General features: G+C 61.5%; 11 protein-coding genes. 8 read left to right on the top strand and 3 right to left on the bottom strand.

Going from position 1 to position 15226, the window contains the following annotated elements:
* Positions 1-4 precede the first annotated feature (4 nt).
* The gene (locus tag ACTHND_RS13700; RefSeq protein WP_440178505.1) at positions 5-229 is read left to right on the top strand and encodes a hypothetical protein; all 225 of its coding nucleotides are present in this window, start codon (positions 5-7) and stop codon (positions 227-229) included.
* Here the strand turns inward: ACTHND_RS13700 and ACTHND_RS13695 are convergent, their stop codons facing one another.
* From ACTHND_RS13695 to ACTHND_RS13685, 3 genes are all read right to left on the bottom strand, one after another.
* On the bottom strand, positions 230-1783 hold the full coding sequence (locus ACTHND_RS13695; RefSeq protein ID WP_440178504.1) for a DHA2 family efflux MFS transporter permease subunit: 1554 nt from the start codon (positions 1781-1783) through the stop codon (positions 230-232).
* A 213-nt stretch (positions 1784-1996) separates the two neighbouring features.
* A complete protein-coding gene (locus tag ACTHND_RS13690; RefSeq protein WP_440178503.1) occupies positions 1997-3103 on the bottom strand; it encodes an HlyD family secretion protein in 1107 nt (368 codons plus the stop codon).
* Positions 3104-3123: 20 nt separating this feature from the next.
* Entirely contained in the window at positions 3124-4590 is a 1467-nt protein-coding gene (locus ACTHND_RS13685) for an efflux transporter outer membrane subunit (protein WP_440178502.1), read from the bottom strand.
* Between the two features lie 118 nt (positions 4591-4708).
* On the opposite strand from ACTHND_RS13685, the gene ACTHND_RS13680 reads away from it, so the two are divergent.
* The 7 genes from ACTHND_RS13680 to ACTHND_RS13650 all read left to right on the top strand — a co-directional run bounded on the left by ACTHND_RS13680 (position 4709) and on the right by ACTHND_RS13650 (position 15036).
* Complete coding sequence (locus ACTHND_RS13680; RefSeq protein ID WP_440178501.1) at positions 4709-5362, top strand: TetR/AcrR family transcriptional regulator; 654 nt, start codon at positions 4709-4711, stop codon at positions 5360-5362.
* Positions 5363-5418: 56 nt separating this feature from the next.
* Complete coding sequence (locus ACTHND_RS13675; protein ID WP_440178500.1) at positions 5419-7230, top strand: ATP-binding protein; 1812 nt, start codon at positions 5419-5421, stop codon at positions 7228-7230.
* 95 nt (positions 7231-7325) lie between these two features.
* Entirely contained in the window at positions 7326-8972 is a 1647-nt protein-coding gene (locus tag ACTHND_RS13670; RefSeq protein ID WP_440178499.1) for an EAL domain-containing protein, read from the top strand.
* Between the two features lie 43 nt (positions 8973-9015).
* Positions 9016-10362, top strand: a complete 1347-nt coding sequence (locus ACTHND_RS13665; RefSeq protein ID WP_440178498.1) for a glycoside hydrolase family 53 protein — start codon at positions 9016-9018, stop codon at positions 10360-10362.
* Between the two features lie 102 nt (positions 10363-10464).
* On the top strand, positions 10465-11073 hold the full coding sequence (locus tag ACTHND_RS13660) for an RNA polymerase sigma factor (RefSeq protein ID WP_440178497.1): 609 nt from the start codon (positions 10465-10467) through the stop codon (positions 11071-11073).
* Positions 11060-12031 (top strand): FecR family protein, encoded by a 972-nt coding sequence (locus ACTHND_RS13655; protein ID WP_440178496.1) that lies wholly within the window; start codon positions 11060-11062, stop codon positions 12029-12031. The genes ACTHND_RS13660 and ACTHND_RS13655 overlap by 14 nt, the downstream gene beginning before the upstream one ends.
* A gap of 113 nt (positions 12032-12144) precedes the next feature.
* On the top strand, positions 12145-15036 hold the full coding sequence (locus ACTHND_RS13650) for a TonB-dependent receptor (RefSeq protein ID WP_440178495.1): 2892 nt from the start codon (positions 12145-12147) through the stop codon (positions 15034-15036).
* Positions 15037-15226: the final 190 nt, after the last annotated feature.

Raw genomic sequence — 15226 nt, 5'->3', positions numbered from 1 at the left:
TTGAATGAAAAGCGGGCCTCTGAGTTGGCCTGAAATTCTCTATAAGCGGGAAAAAAAGACGGAAAGAGGGCAAATTAATAAAGGATTAATAAGGGAATTCGGCATCGCCGGTAAGCCGCTGCCAGACACGCAAAAAGAAGGCGGAGCGGTCAGGGGAGCCGCTCCGCCGTTTTCAAGGCCGGTTGGGGGGTATGGAATACCGGCCTCGAAAGCTGAAATTGCCTTATAATCAATGCGCGTTGGACATATCGACCGGTCCCTTTGGGCGCGGCACGGTCCAGACCAGCAGGGCGCAGATCAGGAACAGGACGGCGGCGCCCATAAAGACCCCATTGGTCGAAATCATCAGGGCTTGCGCGCTCACCAACCGGTCGGCCGTCGCAATGGCGGCTTCTCGTGACATGCCGCTCTGCATCAGCGAATCGATGAACGCCTGAATGCCCTTCAGGCTGTCGACAATGCCTTCATGGTTTTTCGTGGCGTTGTTTTCCCAGATGGTGGTGACGAACGAGGTGGCGATGGCGCCCGACATGGTGCGGATGAAGTTTTGCAGGCCGGCAGCATTGGCGGTTTCTTCCGGCTTGACCGCGCTCATGGTGATCTGCAGCAGGGGCATGAAGAAGAAGGGCATACCGACGCCGCTGAGGAAGATCAGGAAGGCGATCTGGCCGAAGCTCATTTCCATGGTGGAAAGGCCGCGGATGAAGGTGATCAGGGCCAGCCAGCCGACGCCTAAGAAGATCAGGCGGCGTGGATCGACCCGGACCGCTAGTTGTGCGGCGATGGGGGCGGCGAAAATAGCCAGTATGCCGATCATGCCGGTGGCGTTGCCCGCCCAGGAGGCCGTCCAGCCCAGGTTGTTTTGCAACCAGAGCGGCCCGATGACATTGATGGCGAAGAAGGAACCGATCATCAGCGCCATGCAGACCATGCCGATAGCGAAGTTGCGGTGGCGGAAGACGCGCAGGTCAACGATCGGGTTGGCGTCGGTCAGTTCCCAGATCAGGAAGGAGATGAAACCGAGGGCGGCGATCAGGGCCAGGGTGATGATGAAGGGCGAGGCGAACCATTCGTTTTCCTTGCCGAGGTCGAGCATCAGTTGCAGCGCGCCGACCCAGAGGATCAGCAGGCCGAGGCCGACCGTATCGACACGGGCCTTCGTGGTCCTGGTTTCCTGGCTGAACAGCACGCGCCAGACGAGGAAGCCGGCGCCTATGGCGACGGGTACGTTGACGAGGAAGATAGACCCCCAGCCGAAGTTATCGCACAGGGTGCCGCCGAGCATCGGACCGGCAACGGGCGCCACCAGGGTCGTGATGGCCCAGATACCCATGGCGGCCGGTTGCAGCTTCTTCGGGAAGATGGTCAGCAGCAGGGTTTGCGACAGGGGCATCAGCGGACCGCCGCAGAAGCCCTGCAGGATGCGCGCCATGACGAGGATTTCCAGCGATGGCGAAATGCCGCACAGGAAGGAGGCGATGCCGAAGCCGATCAGGGATACGGAAAAGACGCGGACCGTGCCGAAGCGCGAGGCCAGCCAGCCGGTCAGCGGCACGGCGATGGCTTCAGCCACCGCGTAAGAGGTGATGACCCAGGTGCCCTGCGAGGTCGAGACGCCGAGTGCGCCGGCGATATTGGGCACCGAGACGTTGGCGATGGAAACGTCGAGAATGGCGACGAAATTGGCCATGGCCAGCAGGATGCCGCAGAGCCAGAGCGTGAGGCCGGTCAGCGGCACGGGTTCTTTGTAGGCGGGGTCGGCGGTGGTGGCGGCGCTGGACATGGGGCGCTACTTTCCAAAAACTGGGGTTTGGTGACGCGGAATTTTAAGCAAGACGCCCCACCACCCCGCCCTTGCGGGCGCGGTCCCCCTCCCCAGTAAACTGGGGAGGTATAGAAAGGCATCTACTTTCCTTGTCCCTCCCCACTTTGTTGGGGAGGGGGACCGCACGACGCGCAAAGCGCTAGATGCGGTGGTGGGGTTTCTGACTTTAATCTACTCGATTACGCTGATCTTGGCCTTCATGCTCATGCCGACGCGAAGCGGATGCTGCTTCAGTTCCGTCGGGTTGAGCGCGATGCGCACCGGCACGCGCTGGACCACCTTGATCCAGTTGCCGGTGGCGTTCTGGGCCGGAATGATGGCCATGGAGGAGCCGGTGCCACCGGAAAGGCCGGCGACCTTGCCGTGATACTTGACGCTGCCGCCATAAACGTCGGCAGTCAGTTCGACCGGCTGGCCGACCTTGACCTTCTTGAGCTGTACTTCCTTGAAATTGGCGTTCACATAGGCGCTCTGGATCGGCACGATGCTCATCAGGGCCTGGCCGACCTGGACGCGTTGGCCGACCTCGACCGTATTGCGCGAGACGATACCGTCGATCGGCGAGCGGATGATGGTGCGGTCGAGATCAAGCTGGGCCTGCTCCACCTTGACGCGGGCCGCGACGACCTGCGGGTTCTCGGTGACGCCGACGCCGGAAATCAGGGCGGTGTTGGAGGCGCGCTGACCGACGGCAGCCGCGGCCTGCGCCTTGGCGGTGGCGAGTGCCGCCAGGGCCTGGTCCATGGCGGTCTTGGCGTTCTGGACGTCCTCACCGGAAACCGCGCCGCTGGCGGCCAGAGCCTTGCGGTCGTTATAGGATTTCACCGCATTGTCGTAGGTTGCCTGGGCATTATTGACCTGGGCGGCGCTGGCATCGGCCTGAGCCTTCAGGGTGGCGTCGTTTTCGTAATAGGTGCCGATCTGGCGGGTGGCCTGGTCGAGCTGGGCCTGGGCGGCGGCGAGCGCCAGTCTCGCGTCGGTGTCATCGAGCACCACCAGCACGTCGCCGGCCTTGACCGGCTTGGTCTCGTAGATGTTGGCCTCTTTCACCGGCGCCGAAACCAACGGGGTGATGGAGGCGGTGGAGGCATCGACATAGGCGTTGTCGGTTTCGACCGACTTGCCGCCCTCGATCAGGGTGTAGGCGCCGAAGCCGAGGCCGGCCAGGACGACCACGCCGCCGAAGATGAGAAAGAGCGGGCCGCGGGCTTTGGAATTGACGGGCCTGGCGGGAGCGGCGGTGTCCAGGGTTGCCGAGGGGGAGGATTGATCGGGCATGATGCTAACTTCGTGTGTGCTTAATGCGATTGAAAGCCGCCGCCGAGGGCGGCGATGAGGCTGATGCGGTTATTATAGGCCTGGGCGGTCAGGTCGGACAGGTCGAGTTCGGCGGAGGTCAGCTTGACCTGGGCGTCGATCAGGTCGAGCTTGCTGGACAGGTTGCGCTGGACGCGCAGATTGACCAGGTCATAAGCCTGTTGCGCGCTGTCCACGCGGCTTTTCGCCTCGGTGATCTGGTCGGCGATCGATTTGGTGCTGATCGCCGCGTCGGAAACCTGGCGCAGGGCGGTGACCAGGGCCTTGTTATAGTTGGCGACGGCCGAATTGTAGTCGGCTTCGGCGCCGCGATACTGGGCGCGCAGGCGGCCTTCGGCGAACAGGGGCAGGCTGATGGCGGGACCAATGCTGCCTATCGTGGAATCGTGACGGGTCAAGCCGTCCCAGTCGAGGGCCTGGAGGCCCCATTCGGCGCTGAACTTCACGTCAGGATAGAAGTCGGCTCTGGTATATTTGATGTTCTGGCCTTGCGCTTCCACCATCAGGCGGGCGGCTTCGACATCCGGGCGGCGGCCGAGCAGGTTCAGGCTGGCATCGGCGGGCAGGGACGCGAATTCGACCGGGGCGAGGGCGGGGCGCTGGATGGTCAGGCCGCGATCCGGACCGGCGCCGACCAGGGCGGCGATCAGGTTGTTTTGCAGCTTGATGGCGGCTTCGGCGCCGGAAAGGCGGGCGGCCAGGCGAGCCTGTTCGTCGGCATTATTCAGCACCGAATCCTTCGGTTCCAGATTGTGGGCGGCGCGGGCCTGCATCAGTTGCAGACGGGCGTCGCTGTTGGCCTTGACAGCGGCGAGGTCGTCGCGCTGCTGGTAAAGCCGGTCGAGTTCGACATAGGCGCGGGCGACCGCGACGGCGATATCCTGACGGGCGGCGATGCTTTCGACCTCCGCCGCCTTGCCTTGCGCGAAGGCGCCCTTGCGGGCGGCTTTCGCCTTGCCCCACAGACCGAGATCATAATTGGCGCCGATGGTGGCGCGGGTCAGCGGGTGGTAGCCCTTCGGCAGGAAATCGCGGAACGCCGCCGGATAGCCCATGTTCAGGCTCTGCTGCGTTTCGGTGATCGAGCCGTTGAGCGACAGGCTGGGCTTCAGCGCTTCGGTAATCTGTTCGCTGGAGGCCACGGCCTTTTGCAGGCGGGCATCGGCGGTCTGGATATCGGGGGAATTAGCGAAGGCTTCGTCGATCAGGGCATTGAGCTGCGGGTCGTTGAAACCCTTCCACCAGTCCTGCGCCGGCCATTCGCCCGATTCAGCCGGCAGGCTCTGCGTGGCGGCGAGGTCGGTGCGTGGGGCAATGGTGTGGGAATCCGGCACGGATGCGCAGTTGGCCAGCAGCGCGGCGGCGACCGCAAGCGTACTCAGGTTGGCCGCTTTCGTCAGGAAGGCGCGGGAGAAAACCGGCGCTTCAAATTTATGGGGGGAGGGCATCTGGAGGAGGTCCTGAAACACAAAAAGGTGAACCGTACTGTACAGTTCGGTTTATTTGCGCTAAGATGCAAATCAAGTCAAGCTCTAACTGTACAGTATGGTACAATTTTTTATGGAAATGCCAACAAAAACCTTGAAGGGCGCCGCAACTTTCAAGGATGCGCCTACTTTTAAGGACCAACGCCGCGAACGCATCATCCAGGTGGCGCGCAGCGTGTTTTACGAAGTCGGTTATGCCGGCGCCAGCATGTCGATGATATCGAGCCGCCTTGGTGGCTCGAAGGCGACCCTCTATGCTTATTTCAATAGCAAGGAAGACCTGTTCGAGGCCATCATCCGCGAACAGTGCGGCCAGATTGCCGACCTGTTCCTAGCCCATACCGGCACGGACGACCTGCGCGCCACGCTCGCGGTCATGGGCCGCGAGTTGCTTACGGCGATCATGTCGGATGAAGCGGTCCGCACCTTCCAGCTCATTGTCGAGGAAAGCCACCGCAATCCGCAACTGGCCGAGATGTTTCATAATGTCATCCAGAGCCAGGGCGGTTCCAACCTGGTCAATCTGTTGCAGGCGGCGCACGCGCGCGGACAGATCAATGCACCCAACAGCCAGGAAGCGGCCATGGTGCTGAAAAGCCTGATCTTCGGCGACTGCCACTTCAAGCGCATCATGAACCTGGCGGCGCAGCCGACCGAGGCGCATTTGTCGCGTCAGGTCGATCTCGCCGTCGATATCTTCATGGCCTATTATGGCGTAAAGTCCGCCGGGTAAGTGTTTACGAAAGTGTAAACCTTTTTGGTTAACGTCCGTTAAGCAAAGGGTTTCACATGGCCAAAACAACAGACGAATCAACGCCTTTTGATGTTCGCCCGAACGCGCAGGCGCTGGTGCGCAAACAGCGCCGCGCTGCCGATTTCGATCGGATATGCGCCGGCGTCTGTGAACTGGCCGCGGCGATTTTCGATGTGCCGATGGCTATGTTGAGCCTGCGCGATGGGGAGGCCCTGATCGCCGCTGCCGCCTTTGGTATTCCGGATATCGATGTGCTGGACGGTATCGCCTTCACGCAGCGCCCGCTGACGGCCGGCGAGGGCTTGAACATCCCTGACGCCGCGCATGACGCCCGCTATTTCCTGGAAAGCGCCGTCCTCCACGCACCGCATATCCGTTTCTATGCCGATATGCCGCTGGTGAATGAGGGCGGGATCATCGGCGTTATCGCCCTGGCCGATGCCGCGGCGCGTGAAGATTTTTCGGCGGCGAAACAGGCTGTGCTGGCGAGATTCGCCGATCAGGTGGCCACACTGCTGGCCCTGGCGCAGGGATCGGGTGCGGACATGCGGGGGATGGTGCAGATGCAGCAAAAACGTCTGGACCGCGCCGCGGAACTGGCCGGCTTCGGTTACTGGACGATTGATCTGGCCAGTCGTGAGGTCGTCTGGTCCAGGGAAATGTATGGCCTGCTGGGCCTGAACGAAAAGACATACCGGCCCATGGTGGCCACCCAGCTCGATATCTATCAGCCGGAGGATCGGCCGGTGGTGATTGAGCACTTCCAGCGCGCGGTCAATGCCGGCGAGGATTTCGATTTCGAATTGCGCGTCATCCGCCGCCGGGACAAGGCCGCGCGCCTCATCCGGACAAAGGGCGGAGTCGAATATGATGGCGATGGCGCACCGGTCCGGCTGTGCGCCGTGGTGCGTGATGTCACCGAATGGGCCGAAAAGGTGACTGGCCATTCACAGGCGACATTCCTGGGCCATGTGGCGGATGAACTGCGCGCGCCGCTCAATGAGATTTTAAGCTATGCCCGCCTGATCGAAACGCGGCCGGTTTCCGGCAGCGAGATCGCCGGCTATGCGCAAAACCTGCTGGCCTCGGCCGAGGCGCTGAAGCACCTGATTGGCGACATGCCGATTCCGCAGGCGGTGGAGCATCTCGATGAAGGAGACGAGGTCATCGATGTGGCCGCGACGATCCGTGAGACCGTCGACGCCTTCATGCTTCAGGCCCAGGCCGCGCAGACCCGGCTCAGTGCGCATTTTGTCGATTTCACCCGCAAACAGGCCCGTCTCGACGACATGCGGGTCCGGCAGGTGCTGCAAAACCTGATCGCCAATGCCTGCAAGTTCACGCAGGGTGGCGTCATCAGCGTCACGGCCAGTCAGGTGACGGCGGAAAATCCGCAGACGTTGAAACCGGAAATCCGCCTGCATGTCAGTGTGCGCGACACTGGCATTGGCATGGAGGAAGCGCAGCCGCGCACGCTCTTTAGTGGCGGCAAAAAGAAGCGCGGCCTGGGCCTGTCTATCGCCCAGGCGATCGTCGAAAGTCTCGGCGGCCATATCGGCGCGGTGTCGCGGCCGGGCGAAGGCACCAATGTCTGGTTTGAAATCCCTGTCGACTGGGTGGAGGCGCCGATCGTCAGTGCGCCTGACCCAAGGGCCACGCCGGTGCCGCGCACCCTGACGCGCCAGACCTTTGATACCCCGCAATCGCGTCCGGCCTATGCGCCGCCGCGACCGCGTTTCGATGCCGCTCCATCTGAGCCAGCAAAACATGCGCCGGTAGATGAAGACCGCATCAACCGCGAATATCTGCGCGCCCTGCTGGCGGATATGAAGCTCGATCTGCAATAACCCTGTTAATCTTGCGGGTAAGTTGTATTTTAAGACTTAGTCAGTAGTCTGACCGCGACCGGCTGCAAAAAAAGAGCGGCTTTTCGGGGACGGGAATGACCGACGATCTCAAGACGCAACGCGACCGCTATATCGCTTTTTCCCTGGCGGCGGCCGACCTTTTGATCGAGGCGGACAGCGACTTTCGCATCATCAGGACGATCGGCGCCACCCAGGCTTTGTTGAGCGGGCTTGGCGAAGGAGTCGTCGGGCGCGAGGTCTGCGATATCTTTATTCCGACCGATCGCGCCTTTGCCCGCCACCTGTTCAATCGCGCCAAGACTGTGGGCCGTATCGAACCCTGTGGTCTGAACCTGCAACAGGCGGAAGGCCCGCCGCTGCTGGTCAATATGGGGGCCTGTTACCTCGGCACCAGCGAAGGCAGCACCTTTATCAGCCTGACCGTTCTTTCCGACGGCGTGGTAGCGCAAACCACGGCGGACGGGCAAGCCGGTCTGCTCGATCTTGACTCTTATCTCGGCTTTGCCAGGCGCAAAATCGGCGTCAAAGGCGAGACGGCGCCGAAGGACATGAAACTGGTGCGCGTTGCCGGCCTTTCTCAGGCCATGCGCAATCTGCCGCCGGCCCAGTCCGACCTGCTGATGGGCGAGATCAGTTCGGTTCTGCGCGCCCAGGCCGTGGGCGGCAGCGCGGCGGCGCGCTTATCGGACGAAGCCTTCAGCTACATCCCTTCCGCCAAGGGCGAGGGCGCTTCGCCGGACGCGATTTCGCGTGATATCCGGGCGGCAGCGGTGGCTGCGGGCCTGCCGGAAAACAGTCTGGCGCCTGCGGTGCTCAATCTCGAACTCTCCACCGGCAATCTGGATCAGGACAGCATCGCCAAGGCCCTGCAATATGTCCTGAGCGATTTTTGCAAACCGGAACGCAGCCCGATCAGTTCGCTGGCGCAGGGCCTGAAATCGGCCATGGCTGAGACCGTCCAGCATTTCGACAGCATCCGCGCCCTGATCGACGGCAATAAGTACACGCTGTTCTACCAGCCGGTGGTGCGCCTGTCCGACCGCACGACACACCATTACGAGGCCCTGTTGCGTTTCGCCGACGGCCGGGCGCCGTTCGATACCATCCGCCTCTCGGAGCAATTGGGGCTGGTACAGGATTTCGACCTGGCGGTGGCGAAAAAGGCCATCGAGACCCTGGGGCGACACGAAGACGCGACCATCGCCATCAACCTCTCCGGCCTGTCGGTCCAGGGCGACCAGTTCCGCGAGCATCTGCGCCAGTTGCTGGGTGGCGCCGGCGGTGTGAGCCAAAGACTGATGTTCGAACTGACCGAATCCAATGCCATTGAGGATATCGAGGCCGCCGCCACCTTCCTGCGCTGGCTGCGGCGCACGGGCTACCGGGTCTGCCTTGATGACTTCGGCGCCGGCGCGGCCACCTATACCTATCTGCGCCATTTCGATGTCGATTTCGTCAAGATCGACGGACCTTTCCTGAAGGAGGCGCGTGATAATCCGCGTCAGCGCGCCCTGGTGCGCTCGGTCAGTCACCTGTGCCGCGATCTGCACACCGAGGTTGTGGCTGAAATGATTGAGGATGACGCCATGGCGGCGCTGTGCCAGGAGATGGGGATCGGTTATGGCCAGGGTTACCTGTTCGGCAAGCCGAAGCCGCAAATCGACACGCCGAAGCCGCTGGTGGTCGGCAAGCGCAAAGGGTTCAGCGAAAGCTGGGGGTAGGTTGGCGGAAAATCCGACCTGGTGCATCTTAGGTTCTATGAAAATGCACAGACTGATATCCCTTCTGCCCGCTATCGCCCTGCTGGCCGGAACCGCCGCTGCTGATGCCCGCGACTACTGGTTCGGCGCCGACCTCTCCTATGTCAACGAGATGAAGGCTTGCGGCGCGAAGTATGATTACAAGGGCGAGACCGACGCCTACAAGATCTTCGCGCAGTCGGGGCATAATCTCGTTCGCGTCCGTATCTGGGTCGATGCCAAGTGGACGCCTTATTCGAACCTGGCCGATGTCGAAACAACTATCGCCGCGGCGAAGGCGCAAGGGCAGAAGGTGCTGCTCGATTTCCACTATTCCGATGACTGGGCCGATGGCGGCAAGCAACTGGTGCCGGCCGCCTGGGCCGGTCTCTCCGAGGGCGATCAGGCGAAGGCGCTCTATCAATATACGCTCGATACGCTGAATGCGCTGAAAGCCAAGGGGCTGATGCCGGAAATGGTGCAGGTGGGCAACGAGACCAATGGTGAGATTCTGCGCACCCAGCCGGAAGAGCATGTCGCCATCAACTGGGTGCGCAATGCGAAACTGTTCAATGCCGGGATCAGGGGCGTGCGCGATGCCTCTGTGGATAGTTCCATAAAGCCGGAAATCATGCTGCATATCGCCCAGCCGGAAAATGTCGAGCCGTGGTTCGAGGCGGCCACCAGGGCCGGCGTCACCGGCTATGACATCATCGGCATGAGCTATTACAGCCGCTGGTCGAAGGAAGACATGAACGGCCTGGCCGAGACCATTCGCCGCGTCCATTACAGGTTCGGCAAGGAGGTGGTGGTGGTCGAAACCGGCTATGCCTTTACCGACGTGCCGGCCGACAGCGCCAATAATCTGCTGGGCTCGGCCTACGCGCTGAAAGACTATCCGGTCTCGGTGGCCGGTCAGGCGAATTATATGCACGATCTGATGCAGCAGACGCTCGATGCCGGCGGTATCGGCGTCGTCTACTGGGAGCCAGCCTGGGTTTCGACCAAATGCCGCACGCGCTGGGCGCAAGGGTCGGACTGGGAAAACGCTGCCTTCTTCGACTATAAGGGCAAGGCCCTGCCAGCGCTGGAATGGCCGAAAGCCGCATACGTCTGGCCTGTTGCGGTCATCTTTACCGTGCCGGATCATGGTCAGGCGGCGCAATATCTCGGCGGCGATTTCACCGGCGGCGTCCCTGTGGCCATGCAGAAGATGGATAGGCAATTCGCCTATACCGCCTGGCTGCGACCGGGCAGTCATGTGCTAATCGGCACGGCGGAGGATGAAGCCGCCCTGGGTGATGCCGAAGCGCTGGATGTGACAGTGCCCGATTCTGGCGGTTCGGTTGTGTTGGCAAAGTCACAGCCGTAATATTGTAGTACAATTATCTGGAAGATCGTCGTCAGTGTGTTATAAATCCGCAAAAGCCTCAAAAAGGCGGATAAAAACACACGGGGAGCGGCGGAAATTCCGATGTCAAACATCGTACAGACAGGGCCGTCGGGGGAAGCGCGCAAGGCGCTTCTGGCTTTTGTAGGCGCGCAGATATTACCGCATGAGGCGGATCTGCGTCATTGGCTGCTGCGACTGGGTGTGAAGGCGCATGAACTCGATGATATTGTCCAGGATGTTTATTGCCGCCTGCTGCGGCTGGAGCGCTTCGATCATATCGAGGATCCGCGCGCCTATCTCTTTCGCTGTGCGCGCAATGTCCTGCTGGAGCAGGTCCGGCGCAGCAAGGTGGTGTCGATCATGACGGTGCAGAATCTCGATGAACTGGGCGTGGCCGATCTGGGGCCGAACCCGGAAAGCGCCGCGTCGTCGCGCGCCGAACTGGTCCGGGTGCTGGGCCTGATCGAAGGGCTGCCGGAGCGCTGCCGCCAGGTGTTCGAGCTGCGCAAGGTGCATGGTCTCTCCCAGGCCGAAACCGCGAAGGCCCTGCGGATCAGCGAGAATATTGTCGAGAAGGAAACGGCCAGGGGGCTGAACCTGATCCTGCGCCACATGGCGGAAGCGGGATCGGGGGTGGTGAGGGCGCTCACCACCCGTACCGGGCACAAGAGGATTCATGTCGCGGATTGATGAGGAGGCGACCCAGTGGGTGGCCCGCCTGAATGGTGAAGTGAGTGACGAAACGCGACAGGCTTTCGATGCCTGGCATGACGCGGACCCGCGCCATCAGGGCGCCTTTCTGCGCGCCGAGGCGGCGTGGGTGATGCTCGACCGCGCCGAGGTGATGACGCATGGCGATACGCTTCTGGCCCGGCGGGCACTGGAAGAAAAGCTGAAGCGGCATCGCAACTCTGTCAGCCGTCGTTATGTGATGGGCGGGGCGGTGGCGGCTTCGCTGACGGGCGCGCTGGCGGTTGGTTATGTTCTGGCTAATCGGTTGAGTGTGGCCACCGGTGTCGGTGAGTTGCGCAGTATCCCTCTCAAGGATCGTTCCATCGCCTCGATCAATACGGACAGCCAGATCGATGTCGATATGACGCCCCAGATCCGTCATGTGGCCCTGGTGAAGGGCGAAGCCTGGTTTGAGGTGGCCAAGAACCCGGAAGTGCCGTTTGTGGTCTCTGCCGGCGATATCCGGGTGCGCGCGGTCGGCACGGCCTTCAGCGTGCGACGGCGCGAGGGCGGCGCCGATGTGTTGGTCACCGAGGGCACGGTCGAAGCGTGGACCGTCAATGAAAAGGATAAGCGGGTGACGCTCACGGCCGGCCATGAAGCCTTTGTGCCGGTGAAGGCGGAGGTGGTTGAAGTGACCTACCGCCCCGAAGAGGTCGAGCGCCGGCTGGCTTGGCGCGAGCGGGAGATCGTCCTCAATTCCGAAACCCTGACCGAGGCGGTGGCCGAATTCAACCGCTATAACAGCCGCCAGATCATCATTGCCGATCCGGCCCTGGGTGCGCAGAAACTGGTGGGCGGCTTCCATGTCGATCAGCCGGAAACCTTTGCTCGCGCGGTCCAGACGGCGCTCAATGTACCGGTCAGCGAGACGGATGACCGTATCATAATTGGCACAGCCGGCGCCTCCTTATAAAAAAGTCGTACAATTCGGCGGAAAAAAACCAGCCGGACATCTTGGTTTCAGAAGGCGTGAAAAAACGCGCCTCGACAACAAGATGCAAGCACAAAGTAGTCAGGGAACATCATATGTCACATTGGAATAATGCCGCCTTCCGCGCGGCGCTCATGGGCTCGGTAGCTGCGGTCGTCATGGTGGCGCAGCCGGCCGCTGCGCAAACAAAGACCTTCAACATTCCGGCGCAGGACGCCGCCAGCGCCATTCCGGCTTTCGTCAAGCAATCGGGCCTGCAGGTGCTGGCCACGGCCACCGATCTGCAGGGCGTGCGCACCAATGCCGTTTCCGGCAGCCTGAGCAACGATGCCGCGCTGGCGCAGTTGATCGCCAATACCGGCCTGACTGTTAAGACCAATGACGGCGCCTCCGCCGTGATCGTGCGCGCCGCGGCTGCCGATGCCGTGGCCAGCGAGGCCGCCGCCGAAGCCCCGGCCGACCCGCAGGAAGTGGTGGTGGTCGGCGTGCGCAAGTCCCTGCGCGATGCGCTCGATGTCAAGCGCCGCAATACCGGCATCGTCGAAGCCATTTCCTCGAAGGACATCGGCGCCCTGCCGGACGTCACCATCGCCGAGACGCTCAACCGCCTGCCGGGCATCACCGCCACGCGCGACCGCGGCAATGACAGCCAGGCCTCGATCCGGGGTCTGGGCGCCCGCATGGTGCTGGGCACGGTCAATGGCCGCGAAGTGGCCTCATCCGAACCCGACCGCAATGTGCGCTGGGAAGTCTATCCATCGGAAGTCGTTTCCGGTGCGTCGGTCTACAAGTCTTCGGAAGCCAGGCTGATCTCCGGCGGCATTTCCGGTACGGTCGACCTGCAAACCATCCATCCGCTCGATTACAAGGGGCCATCCTTCGTGCTGCGCGCCGGCCCTGTCTATTATGATGGCGGCTCGGCCTTCCCGAACTATGACGGCCTGGGCTATCGCACCTCCGCCTCTTTCGTCCATCGCTTTTCGAACAGCTTCGCGGCGGTTCTCGGCCTGACCTCGCAGGTCCAGAAGAACGGCTACGAATCCGTGCAGGGCTGGGGCTATAATTCCGGCGCTGATAACGGTCCGGTCGTGGCCGGTGACACCACCAAATATAATACGCCCTGGGGGGCGCAGGCCGAAGCGAAGCGCCTGAAGGAATCGCGCTTTGGCGCTTCGCTCGGCCTGCAATTCAAGCCGACGGATAATTTCCAACTCAGCTATGACCTGCTCTATTCCGACATCAAGATCCATGAATTGCAGGATCAGGCGTGGTATGGTGATGGCGCCTGGGGCAACTGGGACGGCGGCAACTACAGCAACTATACCGACGGCGCCACGGCGTCCGGTCAGGCGCCGGTTATCAACAGCAATGGCGATGTGGTGGCGGCAAGTGTCGCCTGGGCTGGCGATAAGTCGGTTGTGGCGCGCTATACAGAAGACAAGACCCTGATCGTCCAGGGCCTGAACGGCAAGTGGACCAGCGAGCACTGGACGGTGTCGGCCGATGCCTCCTATTCCAAGGCGCAGCGCTATAATCTGTGGGCGGCCAACGAACTCGCCTACTGGCCGAGCCTGATGACCTATGATTTCCGCGACAAGCCGGTCATCACCGTTTCCTCGGCGCCGGAAGACAACACCCAGACGGCGCAGACCGGCCAGACCTCGCTGGGCGCTGTTACCGACGAACTGAGCGCGGTGCATCTCGATTTCGAACGCCATCTCGACAGCGGCCTGTTCAAGAGCATACTTTTTGGGGTGCGCGCGTCGGACCGCACCAAGGCGCTGGGCTCGCTGAACGGCACCGTGTCGCCGATCATCGGGGCCGTGCCGGACTATTTGCTGTCGGGCTACAGCTTCAAGAACTTCAATATTCCGACGATCCTGACCGGTGATTTCGGCGCCCTGGCGACGCATCTTTACGGCACCTCGTTCGATATCGATCCGAAGACCACGCCGATCACCGACCGGGTCAAGGAAAAGGTCTCCGAAGCCTATCTCGAAGGCACTTACGCCACCACGATCGGCGGCATTCCGGTCGATGGCAATATCGGCGTGCGTGTCGTCGATGTCGATGCCACCTCGTCCGGCACCTCGACCGTCGCCGGCAACTGGGTCGAAAGTCCGCCGGGCAGCGGCGTCTGGGTGCAGGAAATGGTCACGACCCCGGTCACCGGCGGCGCCAGCTATTCCAAGGTGCTGCCCTCGGCCACGGCGCGCCTCGATTTCGGCAATGGTCAGTATCTGAAGCTTTCGGCTGCCAAGGTGATCTCCCGTCCGCCGCTCAATGACATGATCATCACGCGCCAGATCTCTTCCAGTGCGCCCTATACCGGTTCGTCAGGTAATCCCTACCTGAAGCCGTTCGAGGCGACGCAACTGGATATTTCTTACGAGAACTATTTCAACAAGGACGCCCTGTTTGCCGTCAGCGTCTATCACAAGCAGGTCGATAACTTCGTCGGCTATGCGTCGCGCCAGGAAACGATCGACGGCAATGTCTATACCCTGACCTCGCCGGTCAATTCGACCAAGGGCGGCCGCATAGACGGCGTCGAACTGACCTATCAGTCGTCATTCGGCTTTATCGGTCTCGATCACTTCGGCATCTATTCGAACTACGCCTATGTCGATTCCGACCTGACGGAAATGTCGGCGGGCCTGCCGCTGAACGGTCTGGCCAAGAACACCGGCACGCTGGACTTCTGGTATTCCGACCACGGCATCGATGCCCGCCTCGGCACCAAGTATCACGACACCTATACGGCCATCTATGGCTGGAACGATGCGCAGTTGATCCGCGTGCGTCCGGAAACGACCATGGACTTCTCGATCAGCTACCAGATCAACCCGATCGTCCAGGTCCGTTTCCAGGCCAACAACCTGCTGGATACGCCGCTGCGTACCTATAATGACAACGTCAAGGACCGCCTGGGTCGCTATGACCTCTATGGCAAGCGTTACCTGCTGGACTTTACGGTGAAGTACTAAGGTGAGAGGTAAGTAAGAACCCCCACCACCACGCGCCAAGTGGCGCGCGGTCCCCCTCCCCACCGGAGGTGGGGAGGTATAAGAAAATATACCTCCCTGAATTTGCCTTCTAATTCGGGGAGGGGAACCGACGCGCTCTTGCGCGTTGGTGGTGGGGTTTCTTGCTTTCTTAAAATCTATTCAATGGCCA

This window comes from Asticcacaulis sp., from assembly GCF_051954415.1.
Classification (GTDB): domain Bacteria; phylum Pseudomonadota; class Alphaproteobacteria; order Caulobacterales; family Caulobacteraceae; genus Asticcacaulis.
The sequence above is the reverse complement of the archived record's forward strand: the minus strand, read 5'-3'. Positions and strand labels throughout refer to the sequence as shown.

Coding starts and splice junctions, on each gene's coding strand:
- ACTHND_RS13700 (WP_440178505.1), top strand. CDS start 5: ATGAAAAGCGGGCCTCTGAGTTGGCCTGAAATTCTCTATAAGCGGGAA.
- ACTHND_RS13695 (WP_440178504.1), bottom strand. CDS start 1,783: ATGTCCAGCGCCGCCACCACCGCCGACCCCGCCTACAAAGAACCCGTG.
- ACTHND_RS13690 (WP_440178503.1), bottom strand. CDS start 3,103: ATGCCCGATCAATCCTCCCCCTCGGCAACCCTGGACACCGCCGCTCCC.
- ACTHND_RS13685 (WP_440178502.1), bottom strand. CDS start 4,590: ATGCCCTCCCCCCATAAATTTGAAGCGCCGGTTTTCTCCCGCGCCTTC.
- ACTHND_RS13680 (WP_440178501.1), top strand. CDS start 4,709: ATGCCAACAAAAACCTTGAAGGGCGCCGCAACTTTCAAGGATGCGCCT.
- ACTHND_RS13675 (WP_440178500.1), top strand. CDS start 5,419: ATGGCCAAAACAACAGACGAATCAACGCCTTTTGATGTTCGCCCGAAC.
- ACTHND_RS13670 (WP_440178499.1), top strand. CDS start 7,326: ATGACCGACGATCTCAAGACGCAACGCGACCGCTATATCGCTTTTTCC.
- ACTHND_RS13665 (WP_440178498.1), top strand. CDS start 9,016: ATGCACAGACTGATATCCCTTCTGCCCGCTATCGCCCTGCTGGCCGGA.
- ACTHND_RS13660 (WP_440178497.1), top strand. CDS start 10,465: ATGTCAAACATCGTACAGACAGGGCCGTCGGGGGAAGCGCGCAAGGCG.
- ACTHND_RS13655 (WP_440178496.1), top strand. CDS start 11,060: ATGTCGCGGATTGATGAGGAGGCGACCCAGTGGGTGGCCCGCCTGAAT.
- ACTHND_RS13650 (WP_440178495.1), top strand. CDS start 12,145: ATGTCACATTGGAATAATGCCGCCTTCCGCGCGGCGCTCATGGGCTCG.